We start from the raw sequence: 25,314 nt of genomic DNA, 5'->3' as shown, positions 1-25,314 counted from the left end.
CTCTGCCTAGGTCGATTGGGCGCGCTGTTCGACCTCCCGCCGCAACCCCGGTTTATAACCAAAGTGGAAAAACAGCTCGGCCATCAGAAATATCGGCGCAATAAAAACCTGCCAGAAATTATCCAGTAGCGCCGGTTTGCGCCCCTCGAAGCGGTGACCCACCAACTGAAAAGTCCAGCCGCCGACGAACAAGATTGCAAAAGCAATCAGGCCGCGCCCAACCGGCAGATCTGCCAGCCGCTCGGCGAGCCACAGCAGGATCGCCGAAAAGGCGGTCATGGCCAGGGCAAGCGGGACATCGAGCAGAAAGTAGTAGACCAGCAGGATCAGTACAAACAGCTGGGCGGCATTCAGGCCGCTGGCGCCGAATCGCAGCCACGAGAGCAACTGCAACAGGGCCAGCATGATGGCCGGCACGCCGATGAAATGGGTCAGGCGGTTTTTTGGACTGCGGTGATAGCGCTGGTAGAACGACATTTGTTCAGCCAAGGTCTTCATGCGGAGGCCCCCTGCCAAGTGGGTTCAGGCGTCCATTCTAGAGCAGCGACGCGCCCGCGCCATGATCTGAAATGGTGCATTCACTCTAGCTGGGTGCTGAAAAACTCCCGCGTGCCCGGGCCGGCCCGGTGCCGGAATGCGCTCGAGCCGACCGCGTGGCCAGCTACTTCGGCTGCATGCGGATTGCGCCGTCCAGGCGAATGACCTCGCCGTTGAGCATCGGATTGGTCAGGATCTGCTTGACCAGCATCGCATATTCGGCCGGCTTGCCCAGGCGCGGCGGGAACGGCACCATTTTGCCCAGCGCGTCCTGCACTCCCTGGGGCATGCCCAGCAACATCGGCGTTTCGAAAATGCCTGGCGCGATCGTCATCACCCGGATTCCGCTGCGGCAGAGGTCGCGCGCCACCGGCAGCGTCAGGCTGACGATGCCGCCCTTCGATGCGGCATAAGCCGCTTGCCCAATTTGCCCGTCGTATGCGGCCACCGAAGCCGTGTTGACGATCACGCCACGTTCGCCCCCGGCGTTGGGTTCGCCCTGGCTCATTGCCTCGGCGGCCAGCCGAATCATGTTGAACGTGCCGATCAAGTTGATGTTGATCACCTTGGCGAACTGGGCCAGCGGGTGGGGGCCATCTTTGCCAACCGTTTTGGTGCCGATGGCGATGCCGGCGCAGTTGACCAGACCGCGCAAGGGGCCCAATGCCCTGGCCGCCGCCACGGCAGCCTGCCCGTCCGCTTCCTGGGTCACGTCGCAGTGCACGAACTGCCCGCCGAGTTCGCTCGCCAGGCGGGTGCCGGCCTCGTCGTTCAGATCGGCCAGCACCACGATGCCGCCGTTATCGGCGAGCATGCGCGCCGTACCCGCGCCAAGGCCCGAGGCGCCGCCGGTGATGAGGAATACATTGCCGTTGATTTCCACGCTGAACTCCCGAAAACGAATGAGTGGGGCGACTATCACAAGCGACGGCCGCGCAGGCAATTGACGTATACGTCAATTGCACCCGTAAAAAAAGCGGCCGGAGCCGCCTTGGCCGGCCAACCGCCCGGCCTGATGGATAGACCCAGAGAGCCTCAACCGAGCGCGGCGAAAACGCGGTCGCGGATGGCCTCGACCGAGCCGAGTCCCGAAATCTGCCGGTATTGTGGCGCGGCGACCTTGGCGTTCGGATCTCCGTGCCGGGCCCAATTCGAATAATAGGCAATCAATGGCTTGGTCTGCGCGTCGTAGACTTCCAGCCGCTTGCGTACCGTCTCTTCCTTGTCGTCCTCGCGCTGAATCAGCGGCTCGCCAGTGACGTCGTCCAGACCCTCGACCTTGGGCGGGTTGAAAACGACATGATAGGTGCGGCCCGAGGCGACATGCGCGCGGCGCCCGCTCATGCGAGTGATGATCTCGTCGAACGGCACGTCGATTTCAAGCACGTAGTCGATCGGCACGCCAGCCTGCTTCATCGCCTCGGCTTGCGGGATGGTCCGGGGGAAACCGTCGAACAGATATCCATTGGCGCAATCGGACTGAGTCAGGCGTTCCTTGACCATGCCGATAATGACCTCGTCGGATACCAGTTCCCCCGCGTCCATGAATTTCTTCGCGGCCAGTCCCAGCGGCGTACCCGCCTTGACTGCGGCACGCAGCATATCACCGGTGGAAATTTGCGGGATACCGTACTTTTCTTTGATAAAGGTCGCTTGGGTGCCTTTGCCGGCCCCGGGCGCGCCCAGTAAGATCAAACGCATCGGTTGACTCCTGACAGTTTATGATTTGTGAATTCTGGGGCACTGCGAGGAGAGCAGGTGTCCGGCAAGCCGTGGCGGCGCCAAATTCCTACGAGCTGGTCCCGCCTCGCGATATTCAGCAGCGATTATGCCATGCCGGTGGCCCGGCGCCGGGATTTGCGGCCACGTTTGTCTAGTCGGTGGCGGGCTCGGCGCGAGAGAAATCCCGCCTAGTCGGAGAGCAGCGCACGCACCCGCGCCAGATCTTCCGGCGTATCGATGCCGGGCGCGGGCGCATGATCGGTCAGCAGTACCGCAATTCGCTCGCCGTGCCACAGGGCACGCAATTGTTCGAGCGATTCGGCCAGTTCCAGCGGCGCCTGGGCGAGCGTCGGATAAGTGCGTAAAAACGAGACACGGTAGGCATATAAGCCAATGTGCCGGTAGACGGTAGCTGGCGGCATGGGCATGCTCGCAACGTCAGGCCAATGCGCTTGCCACGCATCGCGCGACCAGGGAATCGGGGCGCGCGAGAAGTACAGCGCGCGCTGTTGCGCGTCGAGCACCACTTTGACTACGTTCGGGTTGAAAACGTCGGCCGGCGCCGAGATCGGATGGGCCGCGGTGGCCAGCGCGCATTCCGGATGACTTGCCAAATGAACCGCCACGGCGCTGATCAGGTTCGGGTCGATCAACGGTTCGTCGCCCTGTACGTTGACCACCAGCGCATCGTCGGGCCACCCCAGCCGCCCGGCGACCTCCGCCAACCGGTCGGTGCCGGACGGATGATCGGGGCGGGTCAGAATGGCTTCGATACCGTGCTCGCGCGCCGCGTCAACCACACTGGTGGCATCGGTGGCGATGACCACGGCCGCGGCGCCCGAGCGTTGCGCCTGTTCGGCTACACGCACCACCATGGGTTTGCCCGCCAAATCCGCCAACGGCTTGTTGGGCAGCCGAGTCGATGCGAGCCGAGCGGGAATGACAGCGATAAACGGGATCGTCATGTCGATGCAGCACCGCGCGAGGTTAATCGGTGCTGGGCACGGGCGTGCCCTCGACCGATTGCCGTGCTTCATCCGCGAGCATGATCGGAATGCCGTCTCGAATCGGATAGGCGAGCTTGTCGGCGTGGCAAATGAGTTCCTGTGCCTTGCGGTCATATTCCAGCCGACCTTTGCACAAGGGGCAGACGAGAATTTCAAACAGTCGGGTGTCCACGCAATTTCTCCACAACCAGGGATACGAAGCGCGCATCGAGCGTCGCTTGCGCGCGTACCGCCCACAGACGGGGGTCGCGCCATGCCAAGCATTTTACTGCATCCTTCTCGGTGATCAGGATGGTGTCGGCGGTGACGCCGTCGAACGGGTTGCGCGCGAAGTCGTAATGATCGGGTAGCGGCAGGGTATCGATGCTGAGCCCGGCAGCGCGCAGCGCCGCGAAAAAACGCTCGGGCACCCCGATGCCGGCTGCAGCCAGTACGCGCCGCCCGGAAAAATGGTCCAGCGGACGCTGCAGCTCGGGCTGGCTGACGCACCACGCCAGGTCGAGCTGCAGCGTCAGCTGGAAAGTTTCGGGCCAGTCAGGCATATCGCCGCGCTGGCTCGAATTGATCAGGTTGGCATCGCGCGGGCGCGTCAATGGCTCGCGCAGCGGGCCGGCCGGCAGCAGGAATCCGTTGCCGGCCAGGCGCCGGTCGAACACGGCAATTTCGACGTCCCGCTGCAGCGCGTAGTGCTGCAGGCCGTCGTCGCAAACCAGCACGTCGCAGGCAGGGTGCGCCGTCAGCAAAGCCTTGCCGGCCGCGACCCGGTCGGGGCAGACCCACACGGGCACCCCACTGCGGCGAGCGATCAGCAGCGGCTCGTCGCCAACTTCGTGCGCGGCGGTTGTCTCGTTGACCTCGCGGGGTTGGGTCAGGCGAACTCCATAGCCGCGCGAGAGCACGCCCGGCGTGAATCCGGCCTCGCGCAGGGCCGCCACCAGGGCGATCACGGTCGGCGTTTTGCCCGTGCCGCCGATCGTCAGGTTGCCGACCACGACCACTGGCACCGGAAGCCGGTGGCTGGTCAGCCAACCGCGCGCGTAAGCCGCGCGCCGCAGTGCGGCGATGCCGCCGAATACCTGTGACAGCGGCCATAGACACCACGCCAGCGCGCCGCGTGCCTGCCACTGCGCGGCAATATGCGCGCTCAGCGCACCTGTCAGGCGGCGGAGACTGGCCGAGCGCACGCTCACGGCAGGCAAGCTCATCGTCCGGCGCTCGGGTTGGCGCGTGTGGCGAATGTCAGATGCGACAGTCCGGCCAGGCGCGCGGCTTCCATGACGTTGATGACGGCCTGGTGTGTGGACTGCGCGTCGGCATTGATAATGAGCACGGGCTCCCCGCCATTGGCACGGCTGCGCGCAGCGTCCGCGGCTTGTTTGAGTGCCGCGTTAAGCGTCGTCGGAGCGCTGTCGGCCAGAACCCGTCGGTCAATCGCGTAGGTGCCGTCGGCGCCGACTGAAACTACGATTTTCTCCGGGACGGGCAACGCCGTGTTCGCGTCGGCCACCGGCAGCGTGACCTTGAGCGCCGTGTATTTCGTATAGGTCGTGGTGATCATCAAAAAAATGAGAATCACCAGCAGGACGTCGATGAGCGGGATCAGGTTGATCTCCGGCTCGACCTTCTCCAATCCGCGGCGAAAATTCATCGGTCGGGTTCCTGGGCCTTAGTGACGCGGCACGGTCGCATCGAGGAAATGCACGGCTTGGGTTTCGAGCTCCACCAGATACGCGTCCACGCGGGCGCGGAAATATCGGTAGAAAATCATTGCCGGAATGGCAATCATGAGGCCGAAGCCTGTGTTGTAGAGCGCCACTGAAATGCCGTGGGCCAATTGCGTCGGATCAGTGCCTGCCGCAGTTTGCGACCCGAAGATCTCGATCATGCCGACTACCGTGCCGAACAATCCCATCAACGGCGCCACCGAGGCAATTGTGCCAAGCGCGCTCAGGTAACGCTCCAGCTCGTGCGCGACGGCACGGCCGGTCTCCTCGATGGTCTCTTTGGCGACATCGCGGGGGGCGTCGGGGTTTTGACTGACGAATCGCACGCCGGTCACGAGAATCTTCCCGAGCGCCGAGGCGAGAGCCATCTGCTCGAGCGCCTCGCTGCTCTTGGCATGCGGGCGCCGCACGAGTTGCAGCGCCTTGTCGAGCACGTCGGGGGGCAGCACACGGTCGCGCCGCAGGCTGATCGTTCGCTCGACAATCAAGGCCAGCGCAACGATGGAGGCAATCAATAGCGGCCAAATGGGCCAGCCGGCGGCCTTGATAACGGCAAACAATCTGAACCTCGTGATGCGGAATGAAGGGAACGTCCTGAACAGGCCGCACTCTAGCGCGCCCCCGCACGATGGGCAAGGTGGTTTTAGCGATGCGGTGCCTCGAAGTACCTGACCCAAAAAGTTGAACCGGCCGTAAGTGATTGTTCGGAAGGCGTTTGCTCCCTACGGTCCAAAAATAAACGGCATTATGCGTAACAAAAATGAAGCGTTGAGATTAAGAAATGTGATTAGAATAATTTCGCAATCTGTGGATAACTTTGTGAACATCTCGCCCGTCGGCAATTTAACTTTCTGCTTTGGACCGCGTCGCGTGAGTGAAATTATTTTTTTTGACAGTGAATATTTATAAAAATCAACTGGTTGTAATTGATATCTCTTCTGAAGGGCGAGATATTGATCGAAAAGCCCCGATAACCCGAGTCTGTGGAAAGAATTTGGCTGGCCAACCCGCATGAAAACTGATTGGGACGAGAAAAAGCCCGGATTTGCTGCGGATCGGGCCATAAGTGTTTCAGAATTGAACAGCAGCGTGGCTGCTGTGCTCGAACGAAATTTCCCGCTTGCGTGGGTCAGCGGCGAGATTTCCAACTTCACCCGGGCTACCAGCGGGCATTGGTATTTCTCGATCAAGGACGCGCGAGCGCAAATGCGTTGCGTAATGTTCCGCGGCCGGGCACAGCACGCGGATTTTTCGCCGCGCGAGGGTGATCGCGTCGAGGTGCGCGCGCTGCTGTCCATGTATGAGCCACGCGGGGAGGTTCAACTGAATGTCGAAGCGATTCGCCGCGCCGGTCAGGGCAATCTTTATGAGGCGTTTCTACGGCTGAAAGAAAAATTGGCTGCCGCGGGGTTGTTCGACGCCCAGCGCAAGCGGGCGCTGCCTGCATTCGTTCGCAGCGTCGGTGTGGTGACGTCGCTGCAGGCGGCCGCCTTGCGCGACGTGCTGACCACGCTGGCGCGTCGCGCGCCGCATTTGTCGGTGATCGTGTATCCCGTGCCGGTGCAGGGTGCCGATGCGGCCGCACGCCTGGCTGCCGCGATCGAGACGGCGAATGCGCGGGCCGAGGTGGACGCTCTGCTGCTATGCCGAGGCGGCGGCTCGATCGAGGATCTGTGGGCGTTCAACGAAGAGGTGCTAGCGCATGCGATTGTGGGCAGTCGCCTGCCCGTCATCAGCGCGGTTGGTCATGAAACAGATTTCACGATCGCCGATTTCGTGGCGGACGTGCGCGCGCCCACGCCGACCGCAGGCGCCGAACTGGTCAGTGCCTCTCGCGACGAATGCTTGCGCGTCCTCGGACGCCTCGGCGAACGTCTGCGGCACGCGATGACGCGCGGCCTGGAGCGTCGCACGCAGCAGCTCGATTGGCTGACGCGAGGATTGGTCAGTCCGCGCGAGCAATTGGCACAGCATCGCAGCCGGCTTGAACATATGTCGGCGCGATTGCATCACGCCCTGGTGCAACCGGTCGTGCGCGAGCGGGGCAGGGTCGGCTTGCTTGCGCTACGCGTGGCGCAGGCGCGCCCGCAAGTCGCGTCGGCGCAGGCGCATCTGGCCCGGCTTGGTGAGCGGCACGCTGCCGCGATGCTACGCCAGCTCGAGCGCAGCGGCGCCCGCACCGCCGATCTGTCGGCCCGGCTCGAGCTGCTCAGCCCTCGCCACACACTCGCGCGCGGCTACGCTGCGCTACTCGACGAGCGCGGCCGGGCGGTGCGTGATCCGCATCGGCTGCAGCCTGGCCGTCAGGTAACGGTGCACTTGGCCGAAGGGGCTGCCGACCTTCGTATTGGTGATGTGCAAGTCAGGCTAGACGATACTTTTTGATTGACTTGCATGGTGTTCAAGCCGATAACTGCTGACAATCTGCACATAACGCCGTCAAAATTTGCGCGAACTGCCGGGAGTGCCGCCGTCACCGCATAGCCCGGGAACCCTTCGTGTTTGCGGGGTTATTTCATCTGGCCTACAATGGTCCGTTCCGGATAGTTCTTTTCGGGTTCCCCTCAGAGCACAAAGGAAAACACTATGGAACATCAGCTTCCCCCCCTGCCATATGCGCTTGACGCGCTGCAACCGCATATCTCCAAAGAAACCATGGAGTATCACTATGGCAAGCACCATCAAGCCTATGTGACGAATCTGAACAATCTGGTCAAAGGCACCGAGTTCGAAAACCTGGGCCTCGAAGACATCATCAAGAAAGCGTCAGGCGGCGTTTTCAACAACGCGGCACAAATCTGGAATCACACTTTCTTCTGGAATAGCCTGTCGCCCAAGGGCGGCGGTCAACCGACCGGTGCGCTGGCCGACGCCATCAGCAAAAAATGGGGTTCGGTCGACGCGTTCAAGGAGGCATTCAGCAAGTCGGCCGCCGGCAATTTCGGTTCGGGTTGGACGTGGCTGGTCAAGAAAGCCGACGGCTCGGTCGATATCGTCAATACGAGCAATGCCGCTACTCCGTTGACCACGACCGACAAGCCCTTGCTGACGATCGACGTGTGGGAGCATGCTTACTACATCGATTACCGCAATGCCCGTCCGAAATTCGTCGAGGCGTTCTGGAATCTCGTGAACTGGGATTTCGCCGCGAAGAATTTCGCCTGAGCTGCCAGACACTCCTCAAAAAAACCTCGCCCGTTGGCGAGGTTTTTTTATGGCCGTATCTCCCGACTTGGGCAAGGCTTAGCGGGGCTGCGGCAGACCGGCGATACGCATGCCCGGCTTGATACCCTTTTCGCTGAACCAGCCTTGATTCATTTCGAGTGCGAACCTTACCGGTTGCGTCGGGCAATGATTGCTTTCGGTCTGCGGCGCCATCCGCTCGATATTGACGATGGTGCCATCGTCGGCAAGAAAGGCGATCGACAGCGGCAGGAAGGTATTTTTCATCCAGAAGCAATGACCGGCGGGTTGCTCGAAAATAAATAGCATGCCCTGATTGGCCGGTAGCTGTGTCCGGTACATCAGGCCCTGTTCCCGATCGGGTTCGTTGGCTGCGACCTCGGCCTTGACCAGATAAATGCCTGCGGTCAGCTCGATGGTCGGAAATTGGCTCGCCGGCTTGATCTGCGCGGTCGCCATCGGCGAAAAGAAGGACAGGGCCGCAAGGGAGAGGCCGCACAGCAGAGGGGAAATCTTGCGCAGGATGACGAGCACGGAAACACTCCGCTAAGTTGAGAGAATTTGGTGGACGTATCGTCCCGGCTAAGCGTACTACGGCTTTGCTTCGATTTGAAACGGGCGGCCGGAAAATGTTTCTTTGCCAAAATAAAAAAAGCAGGTTGCCGAAGCAACCTGCTTGAGTCCGGCAAGACCGGAATTACTTGGCGGCCGGCTTCTTGGCCGCTTTCTTCTTGCTGTGATGACGCACCACGTGGTGCTTCTTGGTGGCTTTGTGGGCTTTCTTGGCGGCAGGCTTGGCTGCCGGTGCCGGTTCAGCGGCCGGAGCGGCGGTGGCCGGGGCGGTAGCGGCGGCAGGCGCGGCGGTGGCCGGCGCGGTGGTTTGTGCGAAAACGCCGGTAGCGAACAGACCAGCAACCAAAGCAGCGATCAGCTTGTTCATGAGAATCCTCTTGAGCCGTGAGACGAGTTAATTAACTTTATGACCCGCATTGAGTCACCTCAAATAACGCGGCATTGGGGATTCGGTTGACACCGGGTGACGCGGCGCGAATTTTTTGCTCACCGCGCGCGACTGGCCCCGGTCCGGCGACGCTCAGGGGGCGTCACGGATAACGGCAATGTTTGCGGCGCCAATTCCCGCCAACTGCCTGGCGCCAATTGCATGTCAAACACGTTGAGCGGGCCGATCGCCACTCGTATCAGACGCAGCGTCGGAAACCCGAGCGCCGCGGTCATGCGCCTGACTTGGCGGTTTTTCCCTTCGGCCAGCGTCATCTCCAGCCAACTGGTCGGGATCGTGGCCCGGTAACGTATCGGCGGGTTGCGCGGCCAAAGGGTCGTCGGTGCCTCGATCGTTCGAGCCTGGCATGGCTGGGTGACAAAATCGCCCAAATCGATGCCTGCTTGCAGCGCCTGAATGGCCGCCTGGCTGGGCGTACCCTCGACCTGTGCCCAATACGTCTTGGGCATTTTATGGTTTGGGTGGCTGATCGCCGCTTGCAGCCTGCCGTCGTCGGTCAGCAACAGCAGACCTTCGCTATCGGCATCCAGGCGCCCGGCGGGATAGACGTTCGGTACATTGACCCAATCCGCGAGCGACGGCCGGGACGGATGGGGCGAAAATTGGCAGATCGTGCCAAACGGCTTGTTGAGGATGATTAATGTCATGTGGGCGTGGAAACTGGGCACGGCGAGCGCCAACGATATGGCAAAGCGTGAAATACTAATGCATAATACGAAACCTAGTCTTGTGTCTTATATAAGACTTGAGTGATCAGGTCTGTGCGCAAACCATCGTTAAAATGGGGCGTGTTTGCCGGCGGCGCCGGTCTGGCCGCGCGTAGTCAACTGCAAGTTCAATGGAGTCGATCATGTATCAGCACATCAAAGTTCCGGCCGGGGAAAAAATCACGGTCAACAAGGATTTTTCCCTGAACGTTCCCAACAATCCCATCATTCCCTATATCGAGGGTGACGGTACCGGGTTCGATATTACGCCGGTGATGATCAAGGTGGTCGACGCGGCGGTGCAGAAGGCTTATCAGGGCAAGCGCAAGATCAGCTGGATGGAAATCTACGCAGGCGAAAAATCGACCAAGGTATACGGGCCTGACGTCTGGCTGCCGGAAGAAACCTTGCAGGTGCTCAAGGAATACGTCGTGTCGATCAAGGGGCCGCTGACGACTCCCGTGGGCGGCGGTATCCGCTCGTTGAACGTGGCGCTGCGCCAGGAGCTCGACCTCTACGTGTGCCTGCGGCCAGTGCGCTACTTCAAGGGGGTTCCCTCACCGGTCCGCGCGCCGGAGAAGATCGAAATGGTGATTTTCCGGGAAAACTCGGAGGACATCTATGCCGGAATCGAGTGGGAAGCCGAATCCGAGCAGGCCAAAAAAGTCATCGCTTTTCTGCAAAATGAGATGGGCGTCAAGAAGATTCGCTTCCCGTCGACGTCGGGCATCGGCATCAAGCCGGTTTCCCGGGAAGGCACCCAACGCCTGGTGCGCAAGGCGATTCAGTACGCGATCGACAATGACCGTCAATCGGTCACGCTGGTGCACAAGGGCAATATCATGAAATACACGGAAGGCGGCTTCCGTGACTGGGGATACGATCTCGCACAAAAGGAATTCGGTGCTGAGCTGATCGACGGCGGCCCGTGGTGCAAATTCAAGAATCCGAAGACTGGCAAGGAAATCACGATCAAGGATTCGATTGCCGACGCGTTCCTGCAGCAGATTCTTTTGCGCCCGGCCGAATACGACGTGATCGCGACGCTCAATCTCAATGGCGATTACATCTCCGATGCGCTCGCCGCTCAGGTCGGCGGCATTGGGATCGCGCCCGGTGCCAATCTGTCGGACTCGGTGGCCATGTTCGAAGCGACGCACGGAACGGCACCCAAGTACGCCGGCAAGGACTACGTGAATCCGGGCTCCGAGATTCTTTCGGCCGAGATGATGCTGCGCCACATGGGGTGGTTCGAAGCAGCCGATATGATCATCGCGTCGATGGAAAAATCGATCCTTTCCAAGAAGGTGACCTACGATTTCGCTCGCCTGATGGAGGGCGCGACCCAGGTGTCATGCTCCGGATTTGGTCAGGTCATGATCGACAATATGTAAGTCGCGGGATTCCCGTCGTGCGAGAAGAGGGCGGTTTTGCCTCTTTTTCGCATCTGCGGCGGGCAAATAAAAACCCGGCCGAGGCCGGGTCTGCGATTGCAAGCAGTGATGCGGCGTTCAGGGCGCTGCCTGAATGTTCGACGCTTGCTTGCCTTTCGGGCCCTGCACTACTTCGAAAGAGACGCGCTGGCCTTCCTTCAAGGTTTTGAACCCGTTCATTTGAATCGCAGAAAAATGCGCAAAGAGGTCCTCGCCGCCTTCATCCGGGGTAATAAAACCGAACCCTTTGGCATCGTTGAACCATTTCACCGTACCGAGTGCCATACAAACTTCCCCTAATTCAGTTACTACTACTACACATCACCGCAACAACGAGCGCATCCGAAAAGCCGAACGACAGCAGCCGTTCTCTCCTCACAGGCTCACCAAGGCACCTTTTCTATTGAGCTATCGAACAACTGCTGAGTGTGGAAAAGCGCCATAATGATTGTTTGCGGTAATGCGCGATAGTGTCAAGGGGTTTTTGGCGGTTTAGACCCCATCATTTATTAGGTTTTTCCCGGATATCGGCCGCCCTCAAATGAAAGGGCCGCACGCTCTTGAATTTTGGGTTAAGCTGCTTACATAGAGTGCAGCCACCCCTGGGCTGGCGGTTTTTGGCGTTGTCGGGCAGGTCGGAGCGACGGGAAGCGGCGCGTGGCGAGGCGGCACGGCTGCGCAGCCCGAGTTGTTTAGAATCGACGTATGGCAACCTTACCGACGACCCACGGCGACACCGTCACTGAAAGACAGGAGCAGCAACTCAAGCCACCACCGATGTTCAAGGTGGTGTTGTTGAATGACGACTTTACTCCCATGGAGTTTGTCGTTTTCGTGATCCAGGAACACTTCAACAAGGATCGCGAAACCGCGACGCAGATCATGCTCAAGGTGCATCGAGAGGGTCGCGGAGTTTGTGGGGTCTATACGCGCGATGTCGCTGCGACCAAGGTAGAGCAAGTTGTTAGCCACGCTAGGCAGTCCGGGCATCCGCTGCAGTGCGTGATGGAGGAAGCATGATTGCCCAGGAATTGGAAGTCAGCCTGCATATGGCGTTTATGGAAGCTCGCCAGGCGCGGCATGAGTTCATCACCGTCGAGCATCTGCTGCTGGCGTTGTTGGACAATCCCACGGCTGCGGAGGTGCTGCGCTCTTGCGCGGCCAATCTGGACGACTTGCGACAGAATCTGCGTAATTTCATCGCGGACAACACCCCGACGGTGCCCGGCAGCGATGAAGTCGACACACAACCCACGCTCGGCTTTCAGCGCGTGATTCAACGCGCGATCATGCATGTGCAGTCCACTTCCAATGGCAAGAAGGAAGTGACGGGAGCCAACGTGCTGGTCGCGATTTTCGGCGAGAAGGATTCTCACGCGGTCTATTACCTGCAGCAGCAGGGGGTGACCCGGCTCGATGTCGTCAACTACATCTCGCACGGCATTACCAAGACTGGCGCGAGCAGCGAGTCCGCCAAGGCCGGCGAGGGGGGTGCCGAGGGCGAGGAAGGCGCTGCGGCCAAGGAAAGCCCGCTGGCGCAATATACGCAAAACCTCAACCAGTTGGCCCGCGAGGGGCGCATCGATCCGCTCATCGGCCGCGAATCCGAGGTCGAGCGAGTGGTGCAGGTGCTGTGCCGACGGCGCAAGAACAATCCGCTGCTGGTGGGCGAGGCGGGCGTGGGCAAAACCGCGATTGCCGAGGGGTTGGCCTGGCGCGTGACACGGGCCGAGGTGCCGGAAATTCTGGCGGACGCCAACGTCTATTCGCTTGACATGGGTGCGCTGCTGGCTGGTACCAAATATCGCGGCGACTTCGAGCAGCGCCTCAAGGCAGTGCTCAAGGAACTGAAGGAGCGCGCCAACGCGATTCTGTTCATCGATGAAATCCACACGCTGATCGGCGCGGGGGCTGCTTCCGGTGGCACGCTCGATGCGTCGAACCTCCTCAAGCCCGCGCTTTCGTCAGGCCAGCTCAAGTGCATTGGCGCGACGACCTTTGCCGAGTATCGCGGCATCTTCGAGAAGGATGCGGCGCTGTCGCGGCGATTCCAGAAAATCGATGTCGTCGAGCCGACCGTCGAGCAAACGGTACAGATTCTGCGCGGTCTCAAGTCGCGCTTCGAGGAGCACCACGGCATCAAATATTCGGCCAGTGCGCTGAGTGCGGCGGCGGAATTGTCGGCGCGCTTCATCACGGACCGGCACTTGCCCGATAAGGCGATCGACGTGATCGACGAGGCTGGCGCAGCGCAGCGCATTCTGCCGAAGTCCAAACAGAAAAAGACCATTGGCAAAGGCGAAATCGAGGACATCATCTCGAAAATCGCTCGTATTCCGGCGCAAAGCGTGTCGGCGGACGACCGCGGCAAATTGCAGACGCTCGATCGCGACCTCAAGAGCGTCGTGTTTGGCCAGGATCCGGCGATCGAGGCGCTGGCGGCCTCCATCAAGATGGCACGCGCCGGGCTGGGCAAGACGGACAAGCCGATCGGCGCTTTCCTGTTCTCCGGCCCGACCGGGGTCGGCAAGACCGAGGTCGCGCGGCAACTGGCTTTCACGCTCGGTATCGAATTGATTCGGTTCGACATGTCCGAATATATGGAGCGCCATGCGGTGAGCCGTCTGATCGGTGCGCCGCCGGGTTACGTCGGCTTCGACCAGGGAGGCTTGCTGACCGAGGCGATCTCCAAAAAACCGCATTGCGTATTGCTGTTCGACGAAATCGAAAAGGCGCACCCGGATATTTTCAATGTCCTGCTGCAGGTCATGGACCACGGCACGCTGACCGACAACAATGGCCGCAAGGCGGACTTCCGCAACGTCATCATCATCATGACGACCAACGCGGGTGCCGAGTTGATGAACCGCTCGACCATTGGTTTCACGACCCAGCGCGAAGCAGGTGATGAAATGGCTGACATCAAGCGGATGTTCACGCCGGAATTCCGCAACCGGCTCGATGCCATCATCAGCTTCAAGGCGCTTGACGAACAGATTATTCTGCGCGTCGTCGATAAATTCCTCATGCAGCTTGAAGACCAACTTCATGAGAAGAAGGTCGAAGTGGTGTTCACCGACACGCTCAGGAAATACCTGTCGCGCAAGGGGTTCGATCCGCTCATGGGGGCCAGGCCGATGCAGCGCTTGATTCAGGACACGATTCGTCGCGCTCTGGCCGATGAGCTGCTGTTTGGCAAACTCACCAATGGTGGGCGCGTCACGGTGGATCTCGATGAGCAGGATCAGGTGCAACTGACTTTCCCGGCCAGTGGCTCCGCCCGCCCGGAGCCGGAAATCGCCGAAGCCGAGTAGCACGGTAGCCCAGACGAAAAACGCCGCAACTGCGGCGTTTTTTTATGCTTCGGAGCCGGACTTCAACGCCGGCCGGTACTGCCAAACCCGCCTGCGCCGCGCTCGCTGTCGGCGAATTCGTCGACGAGGTTGAATTCGACCTGCACCACTGGTACCACCACCAATTGCGCGAGGCGCTCGAACGGATTGAGCGTGAACATCGACACCCCGCGATTCCAGGTGGAGATCATCAACTGACCTTGATAATCCGAGTCGATGAGTCCGACCAGATTGCCGAGCACGATGCCATGTTTGTGGCCAAGACCCGAGCGTGGCAGGATGAGCGCCGCGTAACCGGGGTCTTCAAGATGAATTGCCAGGCCGGTTGGCACCAGCACGGTCTGGCCGGGTTCGAGCGTGATCGGCGTCTCGATGCATGCGCGCAAGTCCAGGCCTGCACTGCCGGGGGTAGCGTAGTGCGGCAATTGGTCCTTGATGCGCGGATCGAGAATTTTGACGTCGAGTTTCATGGCGAAAAGGTTTCAGGAAAGCGAGTTGAGTTGGAATGACTGGGCCAGCAATTCACATGAGCGCAAGCGGGCCTCATAGCTGCCGGCGACGGTCAGTACGATAATTTCATCGGCGTCGAACTGCGCGCGTAGCGCCTCCATTCGTTCGCTCACGCGCTCTGGCGTGCCGACGATGCTGCGCGAGCGCTCGCGCTCGATGAGCATCAGATCGTGCTCGCTATAGCTTTGTTCGCGAGCCTGCGCGAGACTGGGTATCGGGGCGTTCAGGCCGTAGGCCATTTGCAGTCGCCTGAGATCGACTGCCGACTCGAGCTCGGCCGCTTCGGCGTCGGTGTCGGCGCAAATCACGAATAGCGCCAGTGCACAATATGGGGATGCTTCGTGCCCGGGGCGAAAGCGTTCCCGGTACGCGGCGCTCACGCGCTCGCCGTATTGCGCATTGATGAAATGGGCGAACGCATAGCGGATGCCGAGTTGTGCGGCCAACAGGCCGCCGAATTCGCTCGATCCCAGCATCCATAATTCCGGGCGCGTTGCTACGGCCGGTTGCAGCAGCACGCCAGCCATGCGGTGATCCTCGGGTAGAGTTCCCCCCAGCAGGGCGCACAAGTCGGCAACCTGCTGCGGGAAACGCTCGCCAGCATTATATTGACCGTCCGCCACTGCTTGCGCGGTGCGCATGTCGCCACCTGGCGCGCGTCCGACGCCGAGATCGATACGCCCTGGAAATAAGGCCTCGAGCATCATGAATTGCTCGGCGACCTTGAATGGACTGTAATAGGGCAGCATTACGCCGCCCGATCCGACGCGCAGACGTCGCGTGGCGCTGGCAAGGCGCGCGATCATCACCTCCGGCGCGGGGTTGGCCACGCCGCGCAGGCCGTGATGCTCGGCACACCAGTAACGCGTATAGCCGAGCGCGTCGGCGGCCTGTGCCAGATCGACCGTCGCGGCAACGGCATCGGCTACGCTATGGCCGGCGATTACCGGCGTCTGATCGAGAATGGAGAGTCTGAGCGGGGGGCGGGTCATATGAGCGTTGGTATGGCGAGTGGCGCGGCATGGACAGGCTGCGCACGCGGCGCCGCACGCGCCGATCATACCACCACGCTGTTCCGCCTTCAGGCGTTGGCCTGCTTGGGCGATCGATCGGCGCGGGCCAGCCGGCTGGCCAGGATCGCCCCGCCGATAGCGCCGAGCGCGCCGAACAGGAATATCGCGGCATAGCCAAAGGCACTGACTACCAGCCCCGCCAATGGCCCGATCAAACCCAGGCCCAGATCGAAGAATCCGGAATACGCGGCGAGTGCCGCGCCGCGGTTCTGGCTTGGCACGTGTTTAATCGCCTCGACCCCCAGCGAAGGGAAAACCAGAGAGAAGCCGACGCCTGTGAGCGCCGCGCCGGCCAGGGCCATCAGCGAGGAGGTTGCGGTCCAGAGCAGCGTCTGCCCGACCGCTTCGACGAGCAGCGAGAGCACGGCTATCCGGATGCCCCCAAAGCGCTCGACCGAGTGCCCCAGCAATACGCGCACACCGATGAACGTGACGCTGTAGGCCGTCAGCGCATAAGCTGCACCATCCCAATGGCGGCTGGCATAGAACAGCATGATGAACGCAGCAATCACCGCATAGCCGATGCTGCCAAGCGTCATCGCCAGTCCGGGGCGCCAGACGCGCCCCACGACCTTGTGAAACGGCAGACGCTTGCCGTTGGTAATGGCTGCGGCTGGCAGCCGCCATGCCAGCAGGCCCGCAATCAGCGGCAGCGCGATCACCACGTAAGCCACGGCGGTGAAGCCCCACTGTTGCAGCAGAGTCGCGCCGGCCGGTGCACCGAGTGCGATGGCCGTGTACATCGAGACGCCCTGCCAGGATATTGCTTTGTTGGCATGCGCCGGGCCGAGCAGGCCAATGCCCCACGACATGCCGCCTGTCAGGATCAGGCTTTCGGCGAAGCCAAGCGTGGCACGACCGGCCAACAGAACGCCCAGCGCGATGCCGGGATGAACCTCGGCGAACGCGGCGGAAATGCGATACAGCACACCGGCGGCGGCACAGCCACACAGCCCCGTCAGTACAGCCCGCTTGGCGCCGCGCGTGTCGACGGTGTGGCCGGCGAATGAGCGCAATGATAGCGTGACCACCGATTGGATGCCGACGGCGATGCCCACCATCAATGAGCCATAGCCGAGGGTCTTGTTGACGTACACGGGGATCACCGGCAACGGCATGCCGATAGTCATGAAACCGAAGAAGATAATGGCCGCCAGCGATGCCAGCGTGCCGAACACGCTGATGCCGGGCGTTTGCGCGGTCGGGTCGGTCATGCGTGGCGAGACGTGGCGTCGAGGCGTTGAGCGATTTCTCTGATCAGGGTGTTGGCCAGCATTTGCTTGTCGGCACGGGGCAGCCGGGTGCTACCGTGAGCGTCAAACAGGACGACTTCGTTGTCGTCGCGCCCGAAGGTGGCGGGCCCCAGATTGCCGATCAATAGCGGGATGCCCTTCTTGCGACGCTTTTCCTCGCCGTGCGCTTCCAGATTGTCGCTCTCGGCGGCGAATCCCACGCAGAACGGAGCCTGAGGACGCTGCGCGACGGCGGCGAGAATATCGGGGTTCTGCACGAAATTCAGGTGCGGCACGTCATGCCCGTCCTGCTTCTTGATCTTGCTCGCATGCACCTGCGCGACGCGCCAGTCCGCTACTGCAGCCACCGCGATGAATACGTCCGCGCCAGCCGCGCTGGCCAGCGCCGCGTCGTACATTTGCTGGGCGGTTTGCACATCGCTGCGCAACACGCCATAGGGCGTCGGCAACCCGGTGGGACCGGCGATCAAATGCACCGAGGCGCCCGCCGCGGCCGCCGCGCGCGCCATCGCGAAGCCCATTTTGCCGCTTGAAAGATTGGTCAGCCCCCGCACCGGATCGATCGGCTCGAAGGTTGGTCCGGCCGTCATGGTGACACGCTTGCCGGCCAACACCTTGGGCTGGAAGAATGCAGTGATTGCCTCGAGCAGCGCCTCGGGCTCGAGCATTCGGCCGTCGCCGATTTCCCCGCAAGCCTGGTCGCCGCTGTCCGGGCCCAGCAGGGTGATGCCGTCGCCGCGCAACTGGGCAACGTTGCGCTGGGTCGCCGGATTGGCCCACATTTGGCGATTCATCGCGGGCGCGGCGACGAGCGGACAATCGCGGGCCATGCAAAGCGTCGACAGCAGATCATCGCACTGCCCGTGCGCCAACTTGGCCAGAAAATCGGTCGATGCCGGCGCGATCACGATCAAGTCGGCTTCGCGCGACAGATCGATATGCGGCATGTTGTTGGCGACGCGCCCGTCCCACTGGCTCGTGAATACAGGGCGTCCCGACAGCGCCTGCATCGTGACCGGCGTGATGAACTGGGTCGCGGCCTCGGTCATGACCACTTGCACGGCGGCGCCGGCTTTGGTGAGCAGCCGCGTGAGCTCGGCAACCTTGTAGCAAGCGATACCGCCGGTCAGGCCAAGCAGGATGGTTTTGTCGGCGAGTTCCATACGTGTCCTTTGTCGGCCGGCGGCTCGGCGTCAGGCCACGCACCACTGGCGCCGGCCTGACGCGCCCGTCGTCTCGTTATTTGCCGCGTTTGACGCGGCGCAATTCATCCAGGATCAACAGTATCGCACCGCACGTGATGGCTGTGTCGGCGGCATTGAACGCCGGCCAGTGCCAACTGTTGAGATGGAAGTCGAGGAAGTCGGTGACGTGTCCATAGATGACGCGATCGATCACGTTGCCGAGCGCGCCGCCGAGAATCAGCGCCAGGGCAGTGCAAAAGAGCTTTTGCCCGCTGTGCCGCTTGAGCAGCCAAAGGATCACCACCGCGGCGATGATGCCCAGCGCTGTAAAGAACCAGCGCTGCCATCCGTCGGCCGCCGACAGAAAGCTGAATGCCGCGCCTCGGTTGTAGACCAGCACCAGATTGAAGAATGACGTGACGCGATGAAACTCCCCGTAGGCAAAGGTCTTGAGGATAACCAGTTTCGTGATCTGATCGAGCAGGATGACGATGACCGCCACCCCCAGCCAGGGTGCCAGGCCGGTACCCGCGCCGGCCGAACGTCGAGCCATTTGTTTGCTTGCCATTACGCTGCTCTCCTGGTTTCGCCCGTGCCGAAAAGATTTGAAACGCAGCGTCCGCACAGCGTCGGGTGAGCCGCATCGTGACCCACGTCGGCGCGGTAGTGCCAGCAGCGCTCGCATTTTTTGTGGGCCGACGACACGACCTGGACAGCCTCCTGCTCGACGCTGTCGACTTGCGTCACACGCGCAGCCGAAGTGATCAGCACAAAGCGCAGATCGTCGCCGAGGCTGGCGAGAATCTCGTATTTGCGGCCGCTCACCCGGACGTCGACTTCCGCCTGCAGCGAGGAGCCGATCTGCTCGGCCACGCGGGCCTCCTCGAGCGCTTTGGTGACATCTGCGCGCACCGCGCGCAGCAGATGCCATTTCTCGAGCAGTTCGTTGCCGTCGCCAATTTTCGGGTAGGCGTAATACGTTTGCGTGAAAATGGTTTCTTCGCCGGGGGCGAACACTTGCCAGGCTTCCTCGGCCGTGAACGACAGAAATGGCGCCATCACTCTGAGCAGCCCCTGAGTGATGTGGTACAGCGCGTTCTGTGCGGCGCGGCGGGCAGGCGCGTTCGGCGCGCTGGTGTAGAGGCGGTCTTTCAGGATATCGAGATAGAAGCCACCCAGGTCTTCCGAGCAAAATGTCTGCAGCTTGGCCACGACCGGGTGAAATTCGAATTTGTCGTAGTGGGCCAGCAGTTCTGTTTGCAGGGCGTTGGCCAGTGCCACCGAGTAGCGGTCGATTTCCAGCCACTGCTCGGGCGGCAGCGCGTGCTCCGCGTGATTGTAGTCAGCCAGATTGGCGAGCAGGAAGCGCAACGTGTTGCGGATCCGGCGGTAGCTTTCCACCACGCGTTTGAGAATTTCATCGGAGATCGACAGTTCACCCGAGTAGTCAGTCGAGGCGACCCACAGGCGGATGATTTCGGCCCCCAGTTTGTTGGCAACTTCCTGCGGCGCGATTACGTTACCGACCGATTTCGACATCTTGCGACCCTGCCCGTCGACCGTAAAACCGTGCGTGAGCAAGGCCTTGTAGGGCGGTTGGCCATCGAGCATCGAGGCGGTCAGCAGCGACGAATGAAACCAGCCCCGGTGCTGATCGGAGCCTTCCAGATAGAGATCGGCGGGAAAGCGCAACTGATCGGCATGCGAGCCGCGCAGCACGTGCCAGTGCGTAGTGCCGGAATCGAACCAGACGTCGAGCGTGTCCTTGTTTTTGACGTATTGCTCGGCTTCGTCACCCAGCAGATCGCGCGGTTCGAGTTTTTGCCAGGCTTCGATCCCTTCTTTCTCGACACGCTGGGCGATCTGTTCGAGTAACTCGAGCGTGCGCGGATGCAGTTCGCCAGTTTCCTTGTGGACGAAAAATGCCATCGGCACGCCCCATTGGCGCTGCCGCGAGAGCGTCCAGTCGGGGCGGTGGGCGATCATGCTGTGCAGGCGCTGCTTGCCCCACGCGGGAAAGAATTGCGTGGCCTCGATGCCGGCCAGCGCCGTCTCGCGCAGCGTGCGGCCGCCGCTCGGCGCTTGCGGTGATGGCGTCGTATCCATGCCGGCAAACCACTGGTTGGTCGCGCGGTAGATGATCGGCGTCTTATGGCGCCAGCAATGCATGTAGCTATGGGTGTACTTGACCACATGCAGCAGCGTGCCGGCGTTCTTCAGCGCCTCGACGATGCGCGGGTTCGCCTCCCAGATCGATTGCCCGCCGAACAGCGGCAGCGATTGCGCATAGGTGCCGTCGCCCAGTACCGGATTGATGATGTCTTCATCCGACATGCCATGGGCCTTGCACGACAGAAAGTCTTCCACACCATACGCTGGCGACGAATGAACCACACCCGTGCCGGTGTCCAGCGTGACATATTCCCCCAGATAGACGGGTGAGAGACGGGCGTAGCCCGAGTCGGCGGACGTCAGCGGGTGCCTGAAGCGGATGCCGGCCAGCGCCTGGCCTTTGCAGGTCGCCAGCACGGTACCGCCAAGGCCATATTCCTTCAGGCACGCCTCGACGCGCTCGGCGGCCAGGATCAGCAATCCGCGCTCGGCGGTATCGACCAGCGCGTAGTCGATCTCGGGATGCAGGTTGAGCGCCTGATTGGCGGGAATCGTCCAGGGCGTGGTGGTCCAGACGACGATGTGGCCGTCCGGGCAGGGCAGCTTGTCCAGGCCAAATGCCCGGGCCAGCGCCTCGGGATCGGCAAACGGAAAACCGACGTCGATGGCCAGATCGGTTTTGTCCTGATATTCGACCTCGGCCTCGGCCAACGCCGAGCCGCAGTCGAAGCACCAGTTCACGGGCTTAAGGCCGCGATACACATAGCCGTATTCGATGATCTTGCCGAGCGCTCGAATTTCATTCGCCTCGTTGGTGAAATTCATCGTCTTGTACGGGTTCTGCCAGTCGCCCAGGATGCCCAGGCGAATGAAGTCGGCCTTCTGGCGCTCGATCTGGGTGCTGGCGTAGGCGCGCGCCTTTTCCAGTACCTCCTGCACGGGCAGGTGTTTGCCGAACTGCTTTTCGATCTGGATTTCGATCGGCATGCCGTGACAGTCCCAGCCTGGCACGTATACGGCATCGAAGCCTGCCATATTGCGGGCCTTGACGATCATGTCCTTGAGAATCTTGTTGACCGCGTGACCGATATGGATATCCCCGTTGGCATATGGCGGGCCGTCATGCAGGATGAATTTGGGGCGCCCCGCGCTGGCGGCGCGAATTTTTTCGTAGAGCTTCTTTTCCTGCCATTGCTTGACCCACTGCGGCTCGCGCTTGGGCAGGTCGCCACGCATCGGAAAGGGCGTCTCCAGCAGATTGACGGGGTATTTGTCGGTGGATTTCTTGTCACTCATGGTATCGGGTGCGGGTAAGTCACTGGCGACTCGGATGAAATGGAACAACGAACGCGTGGGCACGTCGTGCCCGGAGCACGCCATCGCGGGCGCGCTCCTCAACTAATTCGATCGGTTGCCGAGGTGGCAAAATCACGCTGGCCGGTCGCGGTGGAGGCCGCATACGGCCGGCCTTGGGCAAAGAAGGCACGGGCCTGCGCCGTATCGTTGGCGATGGCGGCCTGCAATGCATCGAGGCCGTCGTATTTTTGCTCGTCGCGCAATTTGCGCAGGAATTCGACGCGCACCAGCTTGCCGTAGGCGTCGCCGACGAAATCGAGCAGGTGGGTTTCAAGCAGGTAGCGCCCTGAGTCATCGACTGTCGGGCGCAGCCCCAGGCTGGCGACACCGGGCAGCGGGGTGCTCGCCAGGCCATGCACCTGAACGATGAATATGCCGGTCAGGGCCGGATGTCGATGCGCGATACGCAGATTGAGCGTCGGGAAACCGAGGTCGCGGCCCAGCTTCATGCCGTGCACGACATGTCCGGAAATCATGAATGGCCGACCGAGCAGCGTGTGGGCGCGCTCGAAGTCGCCCTCGGCCAGCGCGGCGCGCACCTCGGAGCTGGAAATTCGAATGCCGTCATGTGCGATCGTCGACAGTTGCTCTACCTCGAAACCATAGCGTTTGCCGGCTTCCTGCAGGTAGGCGAAATCGCCCGCGCGCTTGGCGCCGAAACGAAAATCGTCGCCGACCAGCAGCCAGCGGGTATGCAGGCCGTCGACGATGATGCGGCGCACGAACTGCTCCGGGGATTGACTGGCGAAGTGAGCATTGAAGTGCTCGACCACCAGCCGGTCGACGCCCTGCGCATCGAGCGCTTCAAGTTTGTCGCGCAAATTGGAAATGCGGGCCGGTGCGTGCTGGGGAGAAAAATACTCGCGCGGGTGCGGCTCGAAGGTCATCACGCAAGTCGACAGGCCACGCGCGGCGCCGGCCGCGCGCATGCGCGCGAGCAGTGCCTGGTGCCCCAGGTGAACGCCATCGAAGTTGCCGATGGTCAGTACACAGGGCGCCTTGCTTTCAGCGTTTGGGAGACCCCGAAAAACTCGCACGATATGAAAAACAAAAGGAAAATGTCGATTGGCGCAGCGCCAGACGCCGCAAAACATTGAATTATAAACGTTTCGGGGCGGGTTCGGCGCGAGCTTTTGGCGCGGTGCCCCGTGCCGGTGATAAAATTCCGCGATGAAAAATATTGTGATTTTGATTTCTGGCCGCGGCAGCAACATGGAGGCCATCGTGCGCGCCTGCACCGCCGAGCAATGGCCGGCCCGCATTGCCGCGGTGATCTCCAACCGCGCCGATGCTGCGGGCCTGTCCTTCGCGCAATCCCACGGCATCGTCACGGCCGTGGTCGAGAGCCGCGGTTTTGGCGAGAGAGAACAGTTCGATACCGCGCTGGCGGCGGCGATCGACGGATTCGCCCCGGATCTGGTCGTGCTTGCCGGTTTTATGCGGATCCTCACGCCGGGTTTCGTGGCCCGCTATGCCGGACGTTTGCTGAATATCCACCCCTCGCTTTTGCCCAGCTTCCCTGGGCTCCACACGCACGAGCGGGCGCTCGAGGCGGGCATCAAGGTTCATGGCGCCAGCGTGCATTTCGTCACCGCCGAACTCGACCATGGGCCGATCGTGATCCAGGCCGTGGTGCCGGTAAAGCCGGCGGATACCGCCGCCGATCTCGCTGCGCGTGTATTGCGCTGCGAACACGTGATTTATCCTCGTGCGGTACGCTGGTTCGTGGAAGACCGTTTGCGCGTCTGCGACGGGCGGGTCGACCTTGTTCGAGGTCAGGGCGATGGCGACGTGCAGTGGTTGATGGGTGACGACGCATGAGAAAGACCCGTCGGCCGCGCGCGCTCGGCCGCGACACGCGCGGCGTCACGCAAGGGATTCTGGCGCACACTCAGGCGCTGCTGGCGCAAATTCTCAAGTTCACCGCGCCGGCAGATTCCGTAGTGAGCGCGTACTTTCGTGCCGAGCCTAAGCTTGGTCATCGCGAGCGCGGCGCTATCGCCGAGTCCGTGTTTGCGGTGCTGCGCCGCAAATCCGAGTTCTCGCATGATGCCGAGAGCGGCCAGGGGCCGATCGAGCGGCGTCTGGCCCTGCTGGGCTTGTGGGCCACGCAGGGCGAGGATGCCTGCGCCGCGCATGCCTCGCCCGACGAGCGGCAATGGCTCGCGCACGTCGCTCGAATCGATCCGGGCAGCCTGGCACCGCGGGTTCGCGCGAATCTGCCCGAGTGGATCTATGCACGTTTGGTGCAAAAACTCGGCGAAGACCAGGCGCAGCAGTTGGCGGTGGCGCTGAATCGGCCTGCGCCGCTGGACTGTCGGGTCAATCTGATGAAGATGGACCGCGACGCTGCCTTGGCGGCGCTGGCCGACAGTCATATCGATGCTGCGCCCACGCGTTACGCGCCGCATGGCATCCGGCTGGCCGGCAAACCGGCGCTGCAGCGCCTGCCGCTGTTCGAAGCGGGCGCGCTCGAGGTGCAGGACGAAGGTAGTCAGTTGTTATGCCAGCTGGTCGCGCCGCGTCGCGGCGAAATGATTGTTGATTTTTGCGCCGGCGCGGGCGGCAAGACACTGGCACTGGGCGCGATGATGCGCTCGAGCGGACGGCTTTATGCATTCGATGTATCCGACAAACGGCTCGCGAAACTCAAGCCGCGCCTGGCGCGCAGTGGCCTGAGCAATGTGCATCCGGTACTGATCGACAGCGAGAACGACGCGAAGATCAAGCGTCTGGCGGGCAAGATCGATCGCGTGCTGGTCGATGCGCCGTGCAGCGGTCTCGGCACCTTGCGGCGCAACCCCGACTTGAAGTGGCGGCAGTCGCCGCAGGCGGTCGAGGAGTTGATCGTCAAGCAAGCATCGATTCTGGCCAGCGCGGCGCGCCTGGTCAAACCTGGCGGCCGTTTGGTCTACGCGACATGCAGTCTGCTCGATGCGGAAAATCGCGAAATCGCCGAGGCCTTTGTTGCGTCGCACGACGACTTCGTCCCGCTGGCCGCCAGTGAGATCCTGGAAAGCCAGAAAATACCCGAGGCAGCGTCGCTGGCGAACGGGCCCTATCTGGAGTTGCTGCCGCATCGGCATGCGACCGATGGGTTCTTTGCGGCGGTGTTCGAACGAAAGAAGTAGCCTCTGAC

Annotated in this window: 26 protein-coding genes; 7 read left to right on the top strand and 19 right to left on the bottom strand. The window is 61.6% G+C overall.

Annotation, left to right across the window (positions count from 1 at the left end; translation table 11 throughout):
• Positions 1-6: 6 nt before the first annotated feature.
• The 8 genes from EPN80_RS02970 to EPN80_RS02935 form a co-directional block, all read right to left on the bottom strand.
• The gene (locus EPN80_RS02970) at positions 7-498 is read right to left on the bottom strand and encodes an Mpo1-like protein (protein ID WP_293023473.1); all 492 of its coding nucleotides are present in this window, start codon (positions 496-498) and stop codon (positions 7-9) included.
• Between the two features lie 163 nt (positions 499-661).
• Positions 662-1,420 (bottom strand): 3-hydroxyacyl-CoA dehydrogenase, encoded by a 759-nt coding sequence (locus EPN80_RS02965; RefSeq protein ID WP_293023472.1) that lies wholly within the window; start codon positions 1,418-1,420, stop codon positions 662-664.
• A 152-nt stretch (positions 1,421-1,572) separates the two neighbouring features.
• Complete coding sequence (gene adk, locus EPN80_RS02960) at positions 1,573-2,238, bottom strand: adenylate kinase (protein WP_293023471.1); 666 nt, start codon at positions 2,236-2,238, stop codon at positions 1,573-1,575.
• A gap of 209 nt (positions 2,239-2,447) precedes the next feature.
• A complete protein-coding gene (gene kdsB / locus EPN80_RS02955; RefSeq protein ID WP_293023841.1) occupies positions 2,448-3,230 on the bottom strand; it encodes a 3-deoxy-manno-octulosonate cytidylyltransferase in 783 nt (260 codons plus the stop codon).
• A 16-nt stretch (positions 3,231-3,246) separates the two neighbouring features.
• Positions 3,247-3,438, bottom strand: a complete 192-nt coding sequence (locus EPN80_RS02950; RefSeq protein ID WP_293023469.1) for a Trm112 family protein — start codon at positions 3,436-3,438, stop codon at positions 3,247-3,249.
• On the bottom strand, positions 3,419-4,471 hold the full coding sequence (lpxK, locus tag EPN80_RS02945; protein ID WP_293023466.1) for a tetraacyldisaccharide 4'-kinase: 1,053 nt from the start codon (positions 4,469-4,471) through the stop codon (positions 3,419-3,421). Before lpxK ends, EPN80_RS02950 begins: the two co-directional genes overlap by 20 nt.
• Positions 4,468-4,914, bottom strand: coding sequence for a biopolymer transporter ExbD (locus EPN80_RS02940; RefSeq protein ID WP_293023463.1), 447 nt, complete (start codon positions 4,912-4,914; stop codon positions 4,468-4,470). The genes lpxK and EPN80_RS02940 overlap by 4 nt, the downstream gene beginning before the upstream one ends.
• 18 nt (positions 4,915-4,932) lie before the next feature.
• Entirely contained in the window at positions 4,933-5,550 is a 618-nt protein-coding gene (locus EPN80_RS02935) for a MotA/TolQ/ExbB proton channel family protein (RefSeq protein WP_293023460.1), read from the bottom strand.
• Positions 5,551-6,001: 451 nt separating this feature from the next.
• Between EPN80_RS02935 and xseA the strand changes: the two genes are divergently transcribed.
• Both xseA and sodB read left to right on the top strand, forming a co-directional pair.
• On the top strand, positions 6,002-7,375 hold the full coding sequence (gene xseA / locus EPN80_RS02930; protein WP_293023457.1) for an exodeoxyribonuclease VII large subunit: 1,374 nt from the start codon (positions 6,002-6,004) through the stop codon (positions 7,373-7,375).
• A gap of 201 nt (positions 7,376-7,576) precedes the next feature.
• The gene (gene sodB / locus EPN80_RS02925) at positions 7,577-8,155 is read left to right on the top strand and encodes a superoxide dismutase [Fe] (protein WP_293023454.1); all 579 of its coding nucleotides are present in this window, start codon (positions 7,577-7,579) and stop codon (positions 8,153-8,155) included.
• Positions 8,156-8,233: 78 nt separating this feature from the next.
• Here sodB and EPN80_RS02920 read toward each other — a convergent pair whose 3' ends face one another.
• The 3 genes from EPN80_RS02920 to EPN80_RS02910 form a co-directional block, all read right to left on the bottom strand.
• Entirely contained in the window at positions 8,234-8,632 is a 399-nt protein-coding gene (locus EPN80_RS02920; protein ID WP_293023838.1) for a DUF192 domain-containing protein, read from the bottom strand.
• A 238-nt stretch (positions 8,633-8,870) separates the two neighbouring features.
• Positions 8,871-9,113 (bottom strand): hypothetical protein, encoded by a 243-nt coding sequence (locus EPN80_RS02915; RefSeq protein WP_293023451.1) that lies wholly within the window; start codon positions 9,111-9,113, stop codon positions 8,871-8,873.
• 119 nt (positions 9,114-9,232) lie between these two features.
• Entirely contained in the window at positions 9,233-9,841 is a 609-nt protein-coding gene (locus EPN80_RS02910; protein ID WP_293023448.1) for a pseudouridine synthase, read from the bottom strand.
• A gap of 203 nt (positions 9,842-10,044) precedes the next feature.
• Here EPN80_RS02910 and icd point away from each other — a divergent pair, with 203 nt between their 5' ends.
• Positions 10,045-11,295, top strand: a complete 1,251-nt coding sequence (gene icd / locus EPN80_RS02905) for an NADP-dependent isocitrate dehydrogenase (RefSeq protein ID WP_293023445.1) — start codon at positions 10,045-10,047, stop codon at positions 11,293-11,295.
• A 117-nt stretch (positions 11,296-11,412) separates the two neighbouring features.
• Here icd and EPN80_RS02900 read toward each other — a convergent pair whose 3' ends face one another.
• Positions 11,413-11,619, bottom strand: coding sequence for a cold-shock protein (locus tag EPN80_RS02900; RefSeq protein ID WP_047216006.1), 207 nt, complete (start codon positions 11,617-11,619; stop codon positions 11,413-11,415).
• 420 nt (positions 11,620-12,039) lie between these two features.
• On the opposite strand from EPN80_RS02900, the gene clpS reads away from it, so the two are divergent.
• Together clpS and clpA are read left to right on the top strand one after the other, a co-directional pair.
• Positions 12,040-12,354, top strand: coding sequence for an ATP-dependent Clp protease adapter ClpS (gene clpS / locus EPN80_RS02895; protein WP_047216007.1), 315 nt, complete (start codon positions 12,040-12,042; stop codon positions 12,352-12,354).
• A complete protein-coding gene (gene clpA, locus EPN80_RS02890) occupies positions 12,351-14,648 on the top strand; it encodes an ATP-dependent Clp protease ATP-binding subunit ClpA (protein WP_293023439.1) in 2,298 nt (765 codons plus the stop codon). The genes clpS and clpA overlap by 4 nt, the downstream gene beginning before the upstream one ends.
• Positions 14,649-14,710: 62 nt before the next feature.
• On the opposite strand, the gene dut is transcribed toward clpA, so the two are convergent.
• The 7 genes from dut to EPN80_RS02855 form a co-directional block, all read right to left on the bottom strand.
• Entirely contained in the window at positions 14,711-15,157 is a 447-nt protein-coding gene (gene dut / locus EPN80_RS02885; RefSeq protein ID WP_293023436.1) for a dUTP diphosphatase, read from the bottom strand.
• A gap of 12 nt (positions 15,158-15,169) precedes the next feature.
• Positions 15,170-16,189 (bottom strand): LLM class flavin-dependent oxidoreductase, encoded by a 1,020-nt coding sequence (locus EPN80_RS02880; protein WP_293023433.1) that lies wholly within the window; start codon positions 16,187-16,189, stop codon positions 15,170-15,172.
• Positions 16,190-16,278: 89 nt separating this feature from the next.
• Complete coding sequence (locus tag EPN80_RS02875) at positions 16,279-17,484, bottom strand: MFS transporter (protein WP_293023430.1); 1,206 nt, start codon at positions 17,482-17,484, stop codon at positions 16,279-16,281.
• Complete coding sequence (gene coaBC / locus EPN80_RS02870) at positions 17,481-18,686, bottom strand: bifunctional phosphopantothenoylcysteine decarboxylase/phosphopantothenate--cysteine ligase CoaBC (RefSeq protein WP_293023428.1); 1,206 nt, start codon at positions 18,684-18,686, stop codon at positions 17,481-17,483. The genes EPN80_RS02875 and coaBC overlap by 4 nt, the downstream gene beginning before the upstream one ends.
• A 76-nt stretch (positions 18,687-18,762) precedes the next feature.
• Positions 18,763-19,275, bottom strand: coding sequence for a signal peptidase II (gene lspA, locus EPN80_RS02865; protein WP_293023427.1), 513 nt, complete (start codon positions 19,273-19,275; stop codon positions 18,763-18,765).
• Positions 19,275-22,115: an isoleucine--tRNA ligase gene (gene ileS, locus EPN80_RS02860; protein ID WP_293023425.1), complete on the bottom strand. Its 2,841-nt coding sequence runs from the start codon at positions 22,113-22,115 to the stop codon at positions 19,275-19,277. Before ileS ends, lspA begins: the two co-directional genes overlap by 1 nt.
• 98 nt (positions 22,116-22,213) lie before the next feature.
• Positions 22,214-23,212 carry a bifunctional riboflavin kinase/FAD synthetase gene (locus EPN80_RS02855; protein WP_293023423.1) on the bottom strand — a complete coding sequence of 333 codons (999 nt, stop codon included), beginning with the start codon at positions 23,210-23,212 and terminating at the stop codon, positions 22,214-22,216.
• A gap of 133 nt (positions 23,213-23,345) precedes the next feature.
• Here EPN80_RS02855 and purN point away from each other — a divergent pair, with 133 nt between their 5' ends.
• Together purN and EPN80_RS02845 are read left to right on the top strand one after the other, a co-directional pair.
• A complete protein-coding gene (gene purN, locus EPN80_RS02850) occupies positions 23,346-23,996 on the top strand; it encodes a phosphoribosylglycinamide formyltransferase (RefSeq protein WP_293023420.1) in 651 nt (216 codons plus the stop codon).
• A complete protein-coding gene (locus tag EPN80_RS02845; protein WP_293023418.1) occupies positions 23,993-25,306 on the top strand; it encodes an RsmB/NOP family class I SAM-dependent RNA methyltransferase in 1,314 nt (437 codons plus the stop codon). The genes purN and EPN80_RS02845 overlap by 4 nt, the downstream gene beginning before the upstream one ends.
• Positions 25,307-25,314 lie beyond the last annotated feature (8 nt).

The sequence above is a fragment of the Pandoraea sp. genome (genome assembly GCF_004297875.1).
Lineage (GTDB): Bacteria > Pseudomonadota > Gammaproteobacteria > Burkholderiales > Burkholderiaceae > Pandoraea.
This window is presented reverse-complemented; position numbering and strand designations above follow the sequence as displayed.